Source organism: Mesorhizobium sp. M1217, from assembly GCF_040318275.1.
Taxonomy (GTDB): Bacteria; Pseudomonadota; Alphaproteobacteria; order Rhizobiales; family Rhizobiaceae; genus Mesorhizobium.
Window position 1 is genome coordinate 12099 of the sequence record NZ_JAMYMA010000025.1, and the last position, 15764, is coordinate 27862.

Here is a 15764-nt window from a genome sequence, read left to right on the forward strand (position 1 = left end):
CCGCCGATGCCCGATCAGGTCGCCTGCAGCAGGCTCTCGATATCGGGTATGCTGTGGTTGGTCAGCGTCTTTGGAATTTCGGCCGTTATCTTGTCGGTGACCTCCTTGTGCAGTTTCCGGCGCATGTCGCCCAGCACCGGCGGCGGTGCGATCAGCACGATCTCCTTGAAGGTGCCGCGATGCGCCAGCTTGTAGAGCCGGTCGGCAATCTCGTCGGCAAAACGCTCCTTGCCGAGGCGGTGCCAATCGGTGTCCTCGACCGCACTGCGGTGGACGGAAGGGCCGTCGCTGTAGCGGCCGGGGCGGTCCGTGCCTTGCTCTCGGGTTGCCGGATTTTCCTGCTCCATCTCGTGCACGACCTGAAGGTCGGGATATTGGACGTCTCCTCGGTTCTCGAGGAACAGCGCCTTTTCGCCATCTGCCACCACGATCCACAGTCCGCGTTTCAGTCTGACGTTGCTCATGGGGCGCTCCTTTTTGATTTTTCAAGCCCATCGCCGGGCCTTTGCCGCAGGGGCATGACCGGGCTTGAGCCTATAGAGCAAACGCGTGCCGAGGCGTGAATGTTCCGGTACTCTGACCCGGTATCTCCGACAGGAGCCGGCGAGAGCGCCAGGCTGTCTTTGATGGCTCGGTTGGCATCCGGCGGCTTTAATCTACTAAATTGGTAGAAATTAGAAAAATCTGTTTTGTGGCTAGCTCGGCAAGCCGCTAGAAAGGCAGCGGATCAGGGGCCGCAACAGCAGCTTCAATCCGCTCCGCATCTGAATGTGGAATATTTTTCTCTTGGCCGTTATGCTTGCAGAAAAGAGATTGCCTGCTACGAAGCGATGCGCGAGTGGGTGCCTTCTGGTTTTTCGCGGCCCCGCGTAGAACTGGCAAACGGTTCCAGGATTCCGCTCGTCATGCCGCAAGCCAAGCCTAAGCTCAATGCCTTTCCCGTCTTCATGCGGGTCGAGGGCGAAGCCGTCGCCATCGTCGGCGGCGGCGAGGAAGCGCTGGCCAAGGCGCGGCTGCTCGCTCAGTCGAGCGCTGTGCTGCGCATCGTCAGCGATGCCGCAAGCGCCGATCTGCTGGCCTGCATCGCCGAGACGGGCGCCACCCACATTGCCGACGCCTATAATGCAGCACATCTCAATGGTGCGGTGATGGTGTTTGCCGCCAGCGGCGATGAGGCGCTCGACCGCCGCGTTGCCGGGGATGCGCGCCGGCTGGGCATTCCGGTCAATGCCGTCGACCGGCCGGAGCTCTGCGATTTCTTCACGCCGGCACTGGTCAACCGCGCGCCGGTCGCCATTGCCATCGGCACGGAAGGTGCCGGCCCGGTGCTTGCGCAGATGCTGCGCAGCCGCATCGACCGCATGCTGTCGCCCTCGCTCGGGCCGCTAGCGGCACTTGCCGCGTCGTTTCGCGGCGCCGCCGAAAAGCTGCTGCCGAAGGGCAATGCCCGCCGCCGCTTCTGGAGCGATTTCTTTGGCGGCGCGCCGGCCCGTGCCGTGGAGGCCGGCGAGCTTTCGCAGGCGCATGATGCCGCCGTCGGCCTGCTGCTTTCGAACGAACCGGCATCGGGCCATATCGCGCTTGTAGGCGCCGGTCCCGGCGCCGAGGACCTTTTGACGCTGCGCGCCCATCGCCTGCTGATGGAAGCCGACGTGATCGTCCATGACGCGCTGGTGCCGGAGGCCATCGTCGCCATGGGCCGCCGCGATGCCGAACGCCTGCCGGTCGGCAAGCGCAAGGGCTGCCATTCCAAGAGCCAGGCCGAGATCAATGCGCTGCTGGTCGAGCTTGGCCACGCCGGCAAGCGCGTCGTGCGGCTGAAGTCCGGCGACCCGCTGGTGTTCGGCCGGGCCGGCGAGGAGATGGCGGCACTTCGCGATGCCGGCGTCGCCTACGAAGTGGTTCCGGGCGTCACCGCGGCCTTCGCCGCCGCCGCCGATTTCGAACTGCCGCTGACGTTGCGCGGCGTGTCGTCGTCGATGGTGTTCACCACCGGCCACGACCTCAAGGGAAATTCGCTGCCCGATTGGGCAAAGCTCGCCATTTCGGGCGCGACGGTCGCCGTCTATATGGGGCGCTCGGTCGCCGCCGAGGTCGCCGGCCGGCTGATCGAAGCCGGCCTGTCGCCGGACACGGCCGTCGCCGTGGTCGAGAATGCCAGTCTTGCCAACCGCCGCCGTTTCCACGGCACGCTCGCCGACCTGCCGTCGCTGGAGGCGCGCGCCGACCTCAGCGGCCCGGTGATGACGATCATCGGCGACGCCGTCGCCGGCGCCAATTTCGAACGGTCCGAGCCGCTGGCCGCACACAGGCAGGACAGCGTGGCCCGTGCTGCCGCGGAAGGAGTGAACCAATGAAAGTGCTGACCGCGAACCGTCTCGCCGACGGCATAGCCGTCTGGTACGCCAATGGCGGCTGGGCCGAGATCATCGACCATGCCGACATCGCCCATGACAAGGCGGCCGAGGACCGGCTGGAGGCGATCGGCGCCAAGGCCTCCGCCGACAATGAGGTGGTCGACGTCAATCTGATCGACGTGACTGTGGTCAACGGCACTGTCGAGGCGGTCCGGCTGCGCGAAAAGATCCGTGCCGCCGGCCCGACCACCCGCCATGATCTGGGCAAGCAGGCCCGTCCGCAGGCCGCACGCGCGGCATAGATGACACAAGCATGATCCCGATCGTGCTCGAACGAAGAAAATAACGGGCGGACGCGCCCGGAAAGACCTGAAAATGTACCGTTACGATGAGTTCGACCACGATTTCGTCAAGGCCCGCGTCGCCGAGTTCAGCGACCAGGTCGCACGGCGGCTTGCCGGCGAGATCACCGAGGACCAGTTCCGGCCGCTTCGGCTGATGAACGGCGTCTATCTACAGCTGCATGCCTATATGCTGCGCATCGCCGTGCCCTACGGCACGCTGAACAGCAAGCAACTGCGTATGCTCGGCCACATCGCACGCAAATACGACAAGGGTTATGGGCATTTCACGACCCGCCAGAACATCCAGTTCAACTGGCCGGCGTTGTCGGACATCCCGGCGATCCTGGCGGACCTGGCAAGCGTCGAGATGCACGCCATCCAGACCAGTGGCAACTGCATTCGCAACGTCACCGCCGACCACTTCGCCGGCGCCGCCGCCGACGAGGTTGCCGATCCGCGCCCCTATGCCGAAATCCTGCGGCAATGGTCGTCGGTGCATCCGGAGTTTTCGTTCCTGCCGCGAAAATTCAAGATCGCGGTGACCGGCGCCGAGCGCGACCGCGCCGCCATCCAGACGCATGACATCGGCCTGCATCTGAAGAAGAACGCCGCCGGCGAGCTTGGTTTCGCCGTCTATGTCGGCGGCGGCCAGGGCCGCACGCCGATGGTGGCCAAGAAGATCCGCGACTTCCTGCCCGAAGCGGATCTGTTGTCCTACTGCACGGCGATCCTGCGCGTTTACAACCTCTACGGCCGTCGCGACAACAAGTTCAAGGCGCGCATCAAGATCCTGGTCCACGAGACCGGCGTCGAGGAGATCACCCGCCAGGTCGAGGCCGAATGGCAGGAGTTGAAGGACGCCGAGCTGAGGCTGCCGGAAGAAGACATCCGCGCCATCGACGCCTATTTCGCGCCGCCGGCGCTTGTCGATCGGCCGGAAGGCGACGAGGCGGTCAAGCTTGCCCGGCTCGACTCGAAGAGCTTTTCCGAATGGCTGGACCAGAATGTGGTCACCCATCGCCATCCCGACTACGCGGCGGTGACCATCTCGCTCAAGGGCATTGGCGAGACGCCCGGCGACGCCTCCGACAGCCAGATGGAAGCGGTCGCAGACATTGCCGAAAAATATTCCTTCGACGAGCTGCGCGTCAGTCACGAGCAGAACCTGATCCTGCCGCATGTCGCGCGTGCCGACCTCAAGGCGGTCTATGACGCGCTTGTCGATATCGGGCTGGCGACGGCCAATTCCAACCTGATCAGCGACATCATCTCCTGCCCCGGCCTCGATTATTGCGCGCTGGCGACAGCGCGTTCGATTCCCGTGGCACAGGAAATCTCGCGGCGCTTCGCCTCGCTGGAGCGCCAGCGCGAGATCGGCGAATTGAAGCTGAAGATTTCCGGGTGCATCAATGCCTGCGGCCATCACCATGTCGGCCATATCGGCATCCTCGGCGTCGAGAAGAAAGGCGCCGAGCTCTACCAGGTGACGCTCGGCGGCTCGGCCGACGAGAACACCTCGGTCGGCGAGATCATCGGCCGCGGCTTCAGTTCGGAAGAGATCACCGATGTCATCGAGCAGATCGTCGAGACTTATCTCGGGCTTCGGCTGGACAGAAACGAAAGATTTATCGACGCCTACCGCCGTGTCGGTCCCGCGCCGTTCAAGGAGGCGCTCTATGCTGGCGAAACCAAGGCCGCTTGACCGGATCATCGACGTCGAGGCCGGCATCGCCGCCGAAGCGGCGGGTCTCGACGCGCTCTATGGCCATCTAAAGCCGCTGGAGATTATCGAGCGGTCGGCCCGGGAATTCTTTCACGGCGAAATCGCCGCCGTCTCGTCCTTCGGCGCGGATTCGGCGGTGCTGCTGCACATGATCGCGGAGATCGACCGCACGCTGCCGGTGATCTTTCTCGACACCGGCAAGCATTTCGAGGAAACGCTCGGCTATCGTGACGCGCTGGTCGCCGATTTCGGGTTGACCGATATCCGGGTGATCAGGCCCGACGATGCGGCGCTGGCAAGGATCGACCCGACCGGCAATCTGAACGAGACCGATACCGACGCCTGCTGCGACGTGCGCAAGGTCGAGCCGCTGGCGCGCGGCGTCGAGCCGTTCCGTGCCTGGTTCACCGGGCGCAAGCGCTTCCAGGCCGCGACCCGGGCAGCGCTTCCGGTGTTCGAGGCGGTCGGCTCGCGCATCCGCATCAATCCGCTGGCGCACTGGACGACATCAGACCAGGCCAGCTACATGCGCGCACATGCGCTGCGTGAAAACCCGCTGGTCGCCTATGGCTATCTGTCGATCGGGTGTTTCCCTTGCACGCAGCCGGTGCAGCCGGGCGACGACGCGCGCAGTGGCCGCTGGGCCGGGCACGCCAAGACCGAATGCGGCATCCATTTGTCGGGGCTGGAGAAGTCGCTGACCGATGCCTCACTTTAGGGTATATTGATATTCAGGTGATGCCGGCCTGCAAACGGCGGCTTCCTGCGCTTCCGGCGCTCACGTACCCAAAAGTACGCTCCGCTCCGGTTCTCGGAAGCCACGCAGTTTGGTCGCTTCGCGCCCGCCTTCGGCTCCGGCTCGGCCTGACCTGAATCTCAACACCCCCTGAGGTGTTTTGCACTTTAGAACCTTGTGGACTTGGGAATTTCTTGATGAGCGAATTGATAGCGGAAAACGCCACCCGGCTGTGGACGCCGAATGGTTTTTGCGAGGACGAGTGGGTTCATGCCGAAAGCGCCGAGGCGCTGGTCGGCAATGGCCGCTTCATCCTGCCGCTGCAGGCGTTTCTCGGCCTCGATCGGGAGGTGCGGCGGTCGGCGAAGGAACGCATCGGCGTGCTGCTGCAGCCCGGCGATCAGCTCGAAAAGATCGCCGGCCTGCTCGATCAGCTGTCGCTGGTGGCGCTGGCCTTCCCGGCGTTCAATGACGGCCGCTCGTTCTCCAAGGGCGAATTGCTGCGCAGCCGTTACCATTTCACCGGCGCCATGCGCGCCACCGGGCAGGTGCTTATCGACCAGCTGCCGCACATGCTGCGCCTCGGCTTCGACGAATTCGAGATCTCGCACCCGGTGCTGCTGAAGCGGCTCGAGCAAGGCCGCACCGGCGGACTGCCGCTGTTCTACCAGCCGGCGGTGAAGCCGGAGGCCAAAGGCCCGAAATATTCCTGGCGGCGGGTGCGCGCCAGCTGATCTGCTCCAGGGGACCAGAAGCACGATCTGGTCGGACCACATTGCCGATTCGATCTTTTATTTTGCCCGTCCCCGTCTTAGGATAGGTCCATTATTTTGCGATCCGAATAAATGTGGCCACAAGGGAGGAACCGGGTATGGCTGGCAAGAAGATATTGATGCTCGTTGGCGAGTTCAGCGAGGAATACGAGATTTTCGTCTTTGAACAGGCCATGCATGCGGTGGGCCATACGGTCCATGTCGTTTGCCCCGACAAGAAGGCCGGCGACATCCTGAAGACCTCGTTGCACGACTTCGAAGGCCACCAGACCTATACGGAAAAGCTCGGCCACGACTACATCCTCAACAAGACGTTTTCCGAGGTCAACCCGGCCGAATACGACGCCGTCTACGCGGCGGGCGGGCGCGGGCCGGAATATATCCGCATCGACAAGCGCGTGCAGGCGCTGGTGCGGCATTTCCATGAGGCCGGCAAGCCGATCTTCACCATCTGCCACGGCGTGCAGATCCTGATCGCGGTCGACGGCGTGGTGCGCGGCAGGGAAGTCGCGGCGCTGCAATATTGCGAGCCGGAAGTCACGCTGGCCGGGGGCATCTATATCGATGTTGCGCCGACCGGTGCCCATGTCGACGGCAATCTGGTGTCGGCCAAGGGCTGGCCGGGCCTTGCCGCCTTCATGCGCGAATGTCTGAAAGTGCTGGGCACCGAGATTCGCCAGGGAGAGATCCTGATGCGCGACCAACGCCAGGCGGCTTAAGCTCGGAATTTGGAGCCGCCGCGCCCCTAATGCATGTCGCGCAAAAGTGTGCAGCGGTTTTGCGATAACGGCATGCATAAACAAGAACTTAAAGCGCGTCGCATGAGGCCGGTCGAGCGCGACGCGCTTTAGGTGCGGCGGTGCGTCTACACGGCCATCCGCGCTTCGCGGAACGAGACCAGCTTGCTGCGGCTCTCGTCCCATAGCGCCAGCTTGACGCAGCGCAGGCTGTCGAGAAGCGTGACGCGGCCGATCTCACGCAACTCCGGATAGTCCCTCAGCACTTCCGGAAGCCGGTAACACGGCACTTTGGCCGAGAGGTGGTGCACATGGTGGACGCCGATATTGCCGGTGATCCAGTTCAGAACCGGCGGCAGGTCGTAATAGGACGAGCCGTGCAGGGCAGCGTGCTGGAATTCCCACTCGGAGTCCTTTGTCCACTCCGTTTCCTCGAACTGATGCTGGACGTAGAACAGCCAGATGCCGGCCGATCCGGCGAGAATGACGATCGGCAGATGCACGACCAGGAACGCGCCGGGGCCGACGAACCAGATGAGCAGAGCGGCGATGACGGCGATGGCGAGGTTGGTGGACATCGACGACACCCAAGGGGTGAGGCCGCCCCGCATCATGCCCAAGGGCAGTCTCTGCTCGAAAATGAAAATCCATATCGGGCCAAGGCCGAACATCACCAGCGGATGGCGATAGAGGCGATAGGCGAGCCGGCCCCGCCACGACAGTTGCCGGTATTCGGCGACGGTCAGTGTCTTGATGTCGCCGGTGCCGCGCTCGTCGAGATTGCCGGCGCTGGCGTGATGGGTTGCGTGGGCGCGGCGCCAGCAATCGTAGGGCGTCAGCGTCAGCACGCCAAGGACGCGGCCGATCCAGTCGTCGGCATAGCGATTGGCAAAGAAGGAGCCGTGACCGCAATCGTGCTGGATCATAAAGATCCGCACCAGAAAGCCGGCGGCCGGAAGGATGAGGACCAGACCCCACCAATGGCCATAGGCATAGGCGGCCGAGGACAGCGCCCATAACGTGGCGAAAGGGATGAGGGTGATGGCGAGTTCGACAGCGCTGCGACGTCTGTCGGGCTTTTTATAGCGCGACAGGATTTTCAACCAGGCGCGCTTGCTGTTTGCCACAGCTTCGGGGGAAATCATGTTCATCATGAAACATAGGCGGAGCAGGGCGCTGCCGCAAGACGGAGATCACGCAAAGTTACTGCGCGTAAACGTCGCGCGATGGCAACCGGCCACAATTGCCGGTCGCGTCCCTGGCAACGGCGCGCTACCGACGGCGCCCGCCTGCGACCACCTTGGCTTCCACGCCGTCCAGGCGGTCGAGCAATTCCTTCAGACGGTCGGGAATATCGGACTCGGTGCGGAAGGCCGGCAAGGTGCGCAGAAAGCGCTTGGTCGCTTCGGTGCCGAGCTGGCGCCGGATATCGGCGGCGAGCCCGTTGCGTTTTTCGCCGTTCCTGCGGGGCATCATCTCAAAATCCTGTGTCGGCTTCGAAACTCTTCCAAGGGAGGAATGGTTCCCGCATTGTAGTAGCCTGGCAAGCAAAGCCGGCGGTTACGGTAAAGTTTGAATTAAATCGAAAGGTTTGCGCCGTCCGCCATCGAGCCGCAACAGCGGCTGCAGTATCGCTTGCCCCTTGATTTTTGGCCGCTAAACCTCGATATCGGGCGCAAATCCACACCATTTGAAAATGACGGGAAACGGCGATGAGCGACCAGGCAAAAGACGAACGCGCGCCCGATGAAGCCGAGAAGACCGAGGCTGCCGCGGAGCCAAGGGAAGGCGGCGTCGACGGCGACTATGAAGCGCTTGTGCGGCTTCTGAAGGAAAACGAAGAGCTGAAGGATCGCGCGCTGCGCGTGGCGGCCGACATGGAGAATTTGCGCCGCCGCACCGCCCGAGACGTCCACGATGCGCGCGCCTATGCGGTCGCCAATTTTGCCCGCGACATGCTGTCGGTATCAGACAATCTGCGCCGTGCGCTGGATGCCATCCCGGAGGAGGCCAAGGCGTCGGGTGATGCCGGCTTCAAGGCGCTGATCGACGGCGTCGAGATCACCGAGCGCGCCATGCTGTCGGCGCTGGAGCGCCACGGCGTGAAGAAGCTCGAGCCCGAGGGGGAGAAATTCGATCCGAATTTCCACCAGGCGATGTTCGAGGTGCCCAATCCCGACGTGCCGGCCAACACGGTCGTCCAGGTCGTGCAGCCCGGCTATTCGATCGGCGAGCGCGTGCTGCGGCCGGCCATGGTCGGCGTCGCCAAGGGCGGCCCCAAGCATGTGGCAAGCGAAGCGCCGGTGGAGCCGGGGCCGGTGAACGAGCAGGCTGAGAAGGATGCGTGAACTGGGAGTAGGGCTCCGTTAGCCAGCAACCGCCATCAAAGCGTGAGGGATGATCGACCGCCCCCAACCTATCCGATTTCAGGGCGATCAAACAGTTCGCCGTGCAGGCTTTCCTGCCCTCAGCTCAGCAGTTCACAGCCATAGCGGCGGACCACGTCGGGGAATGTCTCCATGTCCGGCATTCCTTCGCCGTCCGGAGGAATGCGCCTGTCGGCGGTGGGCACACTGGTCGCCCTCAGAAGTTCCTCGAAACCGCCAGGCGTGAAGAAGAACAGCATCCGGGCCGGCCCACGCTTGACCGTATAGCGGTGCGGCACATCGCGTGGCCCAAAGAGAAACGAACCGGGTCCAGCCATAATCGCCTTACCGCCGATCTCGAACTCGATCTCGCCTTCCATCACCAGGAATGACTCGTCCTCGCGATGGTGCACATGCAGCGGCGCCTCACCTTCGCTCTCGAGCACTTCGATCAGCGTGAACTGGCCCGCGGTCTGGACCGCTGTCGCCTTGATCACCGCTAGCGAGCCAAGCCACCAGCGCGCCTCTCCTTCCAAGGCGTGACTGCAAAAGGCGTGGGGAGTGCTCCTGCCAGCTTCGCCGCCAGCCACGGCCGCCACAGAATGGTAGCCGACCTTGATCGAGGCGGAATTCACCATCGAGCAATAGTTTTTGATGCCGGGCAGGGAGGACCAGACCTCGCCAGCCGCCTTGGCGCTGTCCATGTCCGCCCATTCGAATATCTCCGTCCAGCCGCCTGCGGATTTGAGCAGGCGACGGTTGAGGAAACCCCTGAGCTTTCGCACCTCGTCATTCACTTCATCCCTAGTCTGCAGGAACATCTGCTCGGTGAATCCGGGCTTCAATGCAAATTCAGTGATTTCAACGACATTCGTGTCCATGACTTCCTCCCTTTGCCATCTGACCTTTGTTTCGCCTCCCGCATTCTGTTCGCTCAAGACGTGCTCGTCCGGCCTCTGCCTTTGAGCCAGCAGAGCGCCATTGTCGTTGCCGTTTCGACGGCGAGGTCCACCGTCATACCGCGTATCCGCATGGCGTTGAACGTCGGAAAGTCGAATAGAAAGCTGATTGCCTGCACGACATCATCGCCCGGACCGTCGTGCGCCAGTGCCTCACGCACGAATCCGGCCACCATGTGTCGCAGGTATTCCTCCCATTCCCGCATGGCCGGAAGCTCGCGCTCGCGCAGGTCGCTTTCGAGATGCCGTCCGCCACGTTGGTAGAAGGCGAACAGCTCGTTGGCGACCCGGCGTAGCCGTTCTTCAGGATCGGTCGCGTCGCCGATTATCTCCCTCACTGCTTCGGGCGACGGAGGACGCAGGCGCTCCATCAGCAATTCGCCGCACGCCGGCACCAGGTCATCCAGAGTAGGAAAATGCTTGTAGACGGTGCCAACGGCGACATCGGCTTCCGTAGCGATATCCTTCCAAGTCGTGCCAAAGATGCCGTTCTGGGTGTGCAGCTTGATTGTCGCGTCGAGAATCCGCTGCCTCGTCTTGGTGAAGGCGGCAGTCCGGGAAGCCATGCTGTAGCGGCGAGGGGACATAGACGTCCACCCAAATAATTGAATGAACAATTCAATCATTTAATTTATCTGGAGTCAATCCAGATTCGCAGGAGCCACTCGCTATTCCCCACTCGGTATTTCATTATTCCCTCCATGAACCCGATCGAGCTTCTCGACTATGCCGGCGTCGCCGTCTTCGCGGCGACCGGTGCGCTGGCCGCCTCGCGCAAACAGCTCGACATTATCGGTTACCTGTTTCTGGCTAGCGTTGCCGGCATCGGGGGCGGAACGTTTCGCGACGTCATCCTCAACGTGCCCGTGTTCTGGGTGGGAAACCGCGACTATGTGCTAATCTGTGCGGCGGTGGCGGTCGTCGTCTTCTTCAGCGCACATCGTTTCGAGTCGCGCTACAAATTGCTGCTCTGGCTCGACGCCATAGGTCTTGCCGCATTTTCGGTGATTGGCGCGGCCAAGGGGCTGACGATCACCGGGTCACCTGCAGTTTCGATCGTCACCGGCATGCTCACCGCAACCCTTGGCGGCATTCTGCGCGATCTGTTGACAGGCGAGCCTTCGGTGCTCCTGAGACCGGAAATCTACGTTACCGCAGCGCTTGCCGGCGCCGGCCTCTACACACTTGGCGATTTCGCCGGACTGCCGCCGCTTGCGTCGGGCCTGGCAGGTTTCATGGCGGCTTTCTGCGTACGCGGCGGCGCGCTGAAATTCGGCTGGGCCTTTCCGTCCTACAAAAGCAAGCCTGGCCGGCGTCCGGAAGATATTCCCTGATTTAAGGTGTCAGGCTGCAAACCGCTGCGCTTCCCCGCCATAATAATTGACGTAGCGGGCACCGATCTCCTTGACCGGCATCACCACGAACACGTCGACCGTCGAGAATTCACGGTCGATGACGCAACCGTCGCCGATGCGCGCGCCGACGCGCAGATAGCCCTTGACCAGCGGCGGCATCGCGGCGATCGCCGCCTTGGTGTTAACGGCTTCGATCGGCATCAGATCCATCGAACAATAGCGCCCGGCGACGGCACGCACGTCCCACGATGAATTCGTCCGGCAGTGGTGGGCAAGATAGGTCAGCGCCTCTGCATGTGCCGCCGGCACGGTGCCGTGGAACGACGCGCAGCCGGTCATCACGCCAATGCCGTAATGATTGATATAGGCCCAGATGCCTTGCCACAGCGCCTCGATGGTGCGCTTGGAGCGGTATTCCGGCAGAACGCAGGAGCGGCCGAGCTCGAGGAAGCGCTGGCCGGGATGTCGCGCGATCAGCTTGGTCAACTCGAATTCGCCTTCGGAATAGAAGCCGCCCGCCGCCGCGGCAATCTCCTGCCGCAGCAGGCGGTAGGTGCCGACGATGCGGCGATGCTCGGGACCGGAAAGCGAAGTATCGAAGACCAGCAGATGGTCGCAGAGGGGATCGAAGCGGTCGGCATCGCGGCGGTCCTGCATCTGGAACAGGTCCTTCCTGGCACCAAGCTCGTCGTAGAACACCCGGTAGCGCACTTCCTGCGCGGCGGCGATCTCGGCCTCGTTGCGGGCGAGCCGCACTTCGAGATTGCCGATGCGGCCGAGCGATGCGCCTTTTATGACGGCATCGGCGTTCCGGCCGACGAGCAAAGGCCCGCTGGCGTTCGGCCGAGCATCACATTCCGGCATGACTGTATGCACGAGTGATTCTCCTTCGAGCCATCCCTCTTGGCACGGGGATACGGTGTAGGTGCAACAGGATTGTGACAGTACCGTGATACGGCTCTGCGGGCAATACTTCGTCGGCTGGGTAATCTATCGACCGTCTATGTTGTGCCTCAAGCGGCCACTTGCCCTTCAACCGCATGAACCAGGGCATCAGGGTCGAGCGGCTTGGTGACGAAGCCGCTCGCACCGTGGGCGAGCACGGCGTGGCGGGTCTTTTCCTGGCTGTCGGCCGACAGCACCATGATCGGCACCGGCGGAACCGCGGTCTCCTCCTCATGGCGGCGGATGGCGGCGATGGCGTCCAGCCCGTCCATGACAGGCATATGCAGGTCCATCAGCACCACGTCGTAGCGGTGCTTATGGCCGGTGCTGATGACCGCCTCGACCGCGGCCTTGCCGTTGCCGACCACTTTCACCCGATGCCCGGCCTTCAGGAGGGTGGCGCGGGCCAGCATGGCGTTGATGTCGTTGTCCTCGGCGATCAGCACCGACAGGCCCTGCTGGCGGCCGCCAATGGCGTGCCCAGCCTGCGCGCCGCGCTTTTGCGGTTGCGGCTCGGCGATGACCGGTGCGTGGCTGGTCAAAAGCACGCGCAGCAATGTCTCGCCGCGCACCGGCCTCGCCAGGAAGGTGGCGTAACCGTTGGCACGGAACTCGCCAAGCATGCCGCGGTCGGTCGGCGCGATCAGCGTCACCGCCTCGCAATCGACAAATCCGCTCTGGCGCAGGCGCCTGAGCAGCCTGCCGTCGCTTTGCTCCATGGCAGCATCGACCAGAAGCACGTTGCAGCCCTCGGCGAAAGGGGCGGCCTGGGCGGCGGCGGCGGCCAGATCGACCGTTCCGCCATTGGCGCGAATGGTGCGGGCGATGGCTTCGGCCTCGACCAGGTTCTTCGACACGATTACCGCATGCCGGCCCAACAGCGCGTTCTGGCGGATCTGCAGCGCCTCGACGGCGGAAATAGCGGGAATCTCGAAGACGAATTCGGATCCCTGGCCAAGCCGGCTCGACACCGAGATAGTGCCGCCCATCGCCGTCACCAGGCGCTTGGAAATCGCGAGACCGAGGCCGGCACCACCATGCGTACGGGTCGAGGTGCCGTCAGCCTGTTCGAAGTCCTCGAAGATGCGCTCCATGTCCTCCTCGCGCAGACCGGGGCCGGTGTCGGTGATGGTGAAGCGGATGCGGTTGGTGGTTTCGGTGCGGACGCGGCCGATGCTTGCCAGGACGCCGCCGCTGTCGGTGAACTTGACGGCATTGCCGATAAGGTTGAGCAGCACCTGCCTGACCCTGCCGGGGTCGGCGGTGATCAGCTGCGGCACGTCGGGTTCGACATGGCAGCCGAGGCCGATATCCTTGGCAAAAGCCCGCGCCGCCAAAAGCTCGATGACATTGTCGGCGATCTCGCGCACCGACATCGGTTGCGGTTCGGGATCGAAGCGGCCGGCCTCGATCTTGGAATAGTCGAGCAGGTCCTCGATCAGCGCCAGCAGCGCGCTGGCCGAGGTCGAGATGGCGCCGACATAGGTCCGCTGCTCGGGCGAAAGGCTGGTGTCGGCGAGAAGCCGGGCCATGCCCATGATGCCGTTCATCGGCGTGCGTATCTCGTGGCTGACGGTGGCGAGGAAGCGCGATTTGGCCTGGCTCGCATATTCGGCCCGTTCGCGGGCGGTGATCAGCGAGGATTCGGCGCGTTTGCGGGCGGTGATGTCACGGGCGATGGCGCGATGCGAAACGGCGCCGCTGTCCTTGTCGCGCACCGACAGCTCGATCCAAGAGAACCAGCGTGGGCCGTCCGGCGTGCGAATGGCGACATCAGTGGAACTCAGGCATTCATGGTCGGAAAAGGCGGCGTCGGGAACGATGCCGACATCGATGCCTAGTTCCGCCAGGGTCTTGCCGGCGAGGTCGCGCTGGTCGGTTTCGACAAGGTCGGCGAAAACCTTGTTGGCGTAGACGATATGGCCGTCGCCGTCGCGGTGGACGACGAGATCGCCGAGTGCATCGATCAGACCGCGAAAGCGCTCCTCGCTCTCCTGCATCTCCCACATGCGGTCGGCCAGCGTCTCGATCTCGGCGCGACTGCGGGCGGTCGTGGCATCGAGCAGGGCCACCGCGCGACGCTGGGTGCGCCTGTTGCGCAGATGCATGGCGAGCCCGGCGATGGCTGTCGCCAAAAGGCCAATGGTGATGAAGATCGGCGCTCCGGTCAGATGCGACAGGCCTGCCAGCACGACGATGGCGACGAGAGTCAGGAAGGGCAGGCCGTGGCGGTTGGCGTCCGGCAATTCCGGCGCCAGCGGCGGCGCGGCGACAAGCTGCCGCCCTGACGCCTCGGGGGCCGCCCGGTCGGCCCGTTCGGCTGGTTCCGCCTCTCTGATGCCGGGTTCCGCAATCATACGGAATTCCTGCCAGACAGAGCTTATTGAAGGTTGTGGTTGATCGTTCGAATTTTAGCGGTCGCGCTCTTTTTTTCCCTTTGGAGCCTCACATGTCCACCACCACGCGGCCGCGGATCTTGCCCTCGACGATGTCATGCGCGGCGCCGATGATGCCGTCGAAGCCGATGCTCGTCGACAGGCTGGCAAGCTTTGCGTGATCGAGATCGGTGCCGATGCGGCGCCAGGCCTCGATGCGGACCGCCTTGGGCGCCATCACCGAATCGATGCCGAGCAGCGAGACGCCGCGCAGGATGAACGGGGCGACGCTTGCCGGCAGGTCCATGCCGCCGGCGAGGCCGCAAGCGGCAACGGCGCCGCCATAGGAGGTCATCGACAGGACGTTGGCCAGCGTGTGGCTGCCGACAGCGTCGATGCCGCCGGCCCAGCGTTCCTTGGCTAGCGGTTTTGCAGGCTGCGCAAGCTCGTCGCGTGAAATCACTTCCGCGGCACCGAGGTCGGTCAGATAGGGGCTTTCGGCACTGCGGCCGGTCGAGGCGATGACGTGATAGCCGAGGCTGGACAGGATCGAGACCGCGACCGACCCGACGCCACCGGCAGCGCCCGTCACCACCACAGGGCCGCGGTCGGGCACGATGCCGTGGCGCTCCAGCGCGATGACGCAAAGCATGGCGGTGTAGCCGGCGGTGCCGACCGCCATCGCATCATGCGGGCTCATGCCGTCCGGCAGCGGTACCAGCCAGTCGCCCTTGACGCGGGCGCGTCCGGCAAAGGCGCCGAAATGCGTCTCGCCGACGCCCCAGCCGTTCAATATGACCTTGTCACCCTCGCGCCAGTCGGGATTGGAAGACGAGATGACGGTGCCGGCGAAATCGACGCCCGGCACCAGCGGCCAGCGGCGGATCACCGGCGCCTTGCCGGTGATTGCAAGGCCGTCCTTGTAGTTCACCGTCGTCGCCTCCACCGCGACGGTGACGTCGCCTTCCATCAGGTCTGCCTCGGTGAGCTCGGTCACCGCGACCGACTGGTTTTTCTCGGCGTCGCGCGAAACGAGGATGGCTTTGAAGGCTTCGGGCATTTTTTCTCCTCGGGCTTGCAAATAAGAAATGTGC

At 63.6% G+C, this 15764-nt stretch carries 16 protein-coding genes; 8 read left to right on the plus strand and 8 right to left on the minus strand.

What is annotated here, in order from left to right; translation table 11 throughout:
- Positions 1 to 14: 14 nt before the first annotated feature.
- Complete coding sequence (locus NKH37_RS30240; RefSeq protein WP_023718936.1) at positions 15 to 464, minus strand: baeRF12 domain-containing protein; 450 nt, start codon at positions 462 to 464, stop codon at positions 15 to 17.
- Positions 465 to 905: 441 nt separating this feature from the next.
- Here NKH37_RS30240 and cysG point away from each other — a divergent pair, with 441 nt between their 5' ends.
- The 6 genes from cysG (at position 906) to NKH37_RS30270 (ending at position 6652) form a co-directional block, all read left to right on the plus strand.
- Positions 906 to 2357: a siroheme synthase CysG gene (cysG, locus tag NKH37_RS30245; RefSeq protein WP_352592662.1), complete on the plus strand. Its 1452-nt coding sequence runs from the start codon at positions 906 to 908 to the stop codon at positions 2355 to 2357.
- Positions 2354 to 2659 carry a DUF2849 domain-containing protein gene (locus NKH37_RS30250; protein WP_023718938.1) on the plus strand — a complete coding sequence of 102 codons (306 nt, stop codon included), beginning with the start codon at positions 2354 to 2356 and terminating at the stop codon, positions 2657 to 2659. The genes cysG and NKH37_RS30250 overlap by 4 nt, the downstream gene beginning before the upstream one ends.
- A 73-nt stretch (positions 2660 to 2732) precedes the next feature.
- Positions 2733 to 4403: a nitrite/sulfite reductase gene (locus tag NKH37_RS30255; RefSeq protein ID WP_353005907.1), complete on the plus strand. Its 1671-nt coding sequence runs from the start codon at positions 2733 to 2735 to the stop codon at positions 4401 to 4403.
- On the plus strand, positions 4378 to 5142 hold the full coding sequence (locus NKH37_RS30260; protein WP_023718940.1) for a phosphoadenylyl-sulfate reductase: 765 nt from the start codon (positions 4378 to 4380) through the stop codon (positions 5140 to 5142). The genes NKH37_RS30255 and NKH37_RS30260 overlap by 26 nt, the downstream gene beginning before the upstream one ends.
- 215 nt (positions 5143 to 5357) lie before the next feature.
- Positions 5358 to 5894, plus strand: a complete 537-nt coding sequence (locus NKH37_RS30265; protein ID WP_023718941.1) for a DUF934 domain-containing protein — start codon at positions 5358 to 5360, stop codon at positions 5892 to 5894.
- A 137-nt stretch (positions 5895 to 6031) separates the two neighbouring features.
- The gene (locus tag NKH37_RS30270) at positions 6032 to 6652 is read left to right on the plus strand and encodes a DJ-1/PfpI family protein (RefSeq protein ID WP_352483597.1); all 621 of its coding nucleotides are present in this window, start codon (positions 6032 to 6034) and stop codon (positions 6650 to 6652) included.
- Positions 6653 to 6798: 146 nt separating this feature from the next.
- On the opposite strand, the gene NKH37_RS30275 is transcribed toward NKH37_RS30270, so the two are convergent.
- A complete protein-coding gene (locus NKH37_RS30275; protein WP_023675248.1) occupies positions 6799 to 7821 on the minus strand; it encodes a fatty acid desaturase in 1023 nt (340 codons plus the stop codon).
- A gap of 121 nt (positions 7822 to 7942) precedes the next feature.
- Positions 7943 to 8146, minus strand: a complete 204-nt coding sequence (locus NKH37_RS30280; protein ID WP_023718943.1) for a hypothetical protein — start codon at positions 8144 to 8146, stop codon at positions 7943 to 7945.
- Positions 8147 to 8382: 236 nt separating this feature from the next.
- Here NKH37_RS30280 and grpE point away from each other — a divergent pair, with 236 nt between their 5' ends.
- Positions 8383 to 9018, plus strand: coding sequence for a nucleotide exchange factor GrpE (gene grpE / locus NKH37_RS30285; RefSeq protein ID WP_023675250.1), 636 nt, complete (start codon positions 8383 to 8385; stop codon positions 9016 to 9018).
- 119 nt (positions 9019 to 9137) lie between these two features.
- Here grpE and NKH37_RS30290 read toward each other — a convergent pair whose 3' ends face one another.
- Both NKH37_RS30290 and NKH37_RS30295 read right to left on the minus strand, forming a co-directional pair.
- Positions 9138 to 9917: a quercetin 2,3-dioxygenase gene (locus NKH37_RS30290; protein ID WP_352495491.1), complete on the minus strand. Its 780-nt coding sequence runs from the start codon at positions 9915 to 9917 to the stop codon at positions 9138 to 9140.
- A 53-nt stretch (positions 9918 to 9970) separates the two neighbouring features.
- The gene (locus tag NKH37_RS30295; RefSeq protein WP_353005904.1) at positions 9971 to 10621 is read right to left on the minus strand and encodes a TetR/AcrR family transcriptional regulator; all 651 of its coding nucleotides are present in this window, start codon (positions 10619 to 10621) and stop codon (positions 9971 to 9973) included.
- A gap of 75 nt (positions 10622 to 10696) precedes the next feature.
- Here NKH37_RS30295 and NKH37_RS30300 point away from each other — a divergent pair, with 75 nt between their 5' ends.
- The gene (locus NKH37_RS30300) at positions 10697 to 11329 is read left to right on the plus strand and encodes a trimeric intracellular cation channel family protein (protein WP_023718946.1); all 633 of its coding nucleotides are present in this window, start codon (positions 10697 to 10699) and stop codon (positions 11327 to 11329) included.
- Between the two features lie 9 nt (positions 11330 to 11338).
- Here NKH37_RS30300 and olsB read toward each other — a convergent pair whose 3' ends face one another.
- From olsB to acuI, 3 genes are all read right to left on the minus strand, one after another.
- Entirely contained in the window at positions 11339 to 12214 is an 876-nt protein-coding gene (gene olsB, locus NKH37_RS30305; RefSeq protein WP_023675251.1) for a l-ornithine N(alpha)-acyltransferase, read from the minus strand.
- A 149-nt stretch (positions 12215 to 12363) separates the two neighbouring features.
- Entirely contained in the window at positions 12364 to 14652 is a 2289-nt protein-coding gene (locus tag NKH37_RS30310; protein ID WP_353005903.1) for a response regulator, read from the minus strand.
- 88 nt (positions 14653 to 14740) lie between these two features.
- A complete protein-coding gene (acuI, locus tag NKH37_RS30315) occupies positions 14741 to 15730 on the minus strand; it encodes an acrylyl-CoA reductase (NADPH) (RefSeq protein WP_352495488.1) in 990 nt (329 codons plus the stop codon).
- Between the last annotated feature and the right edge of the window lie 34 nt (positions 15731 to 15764).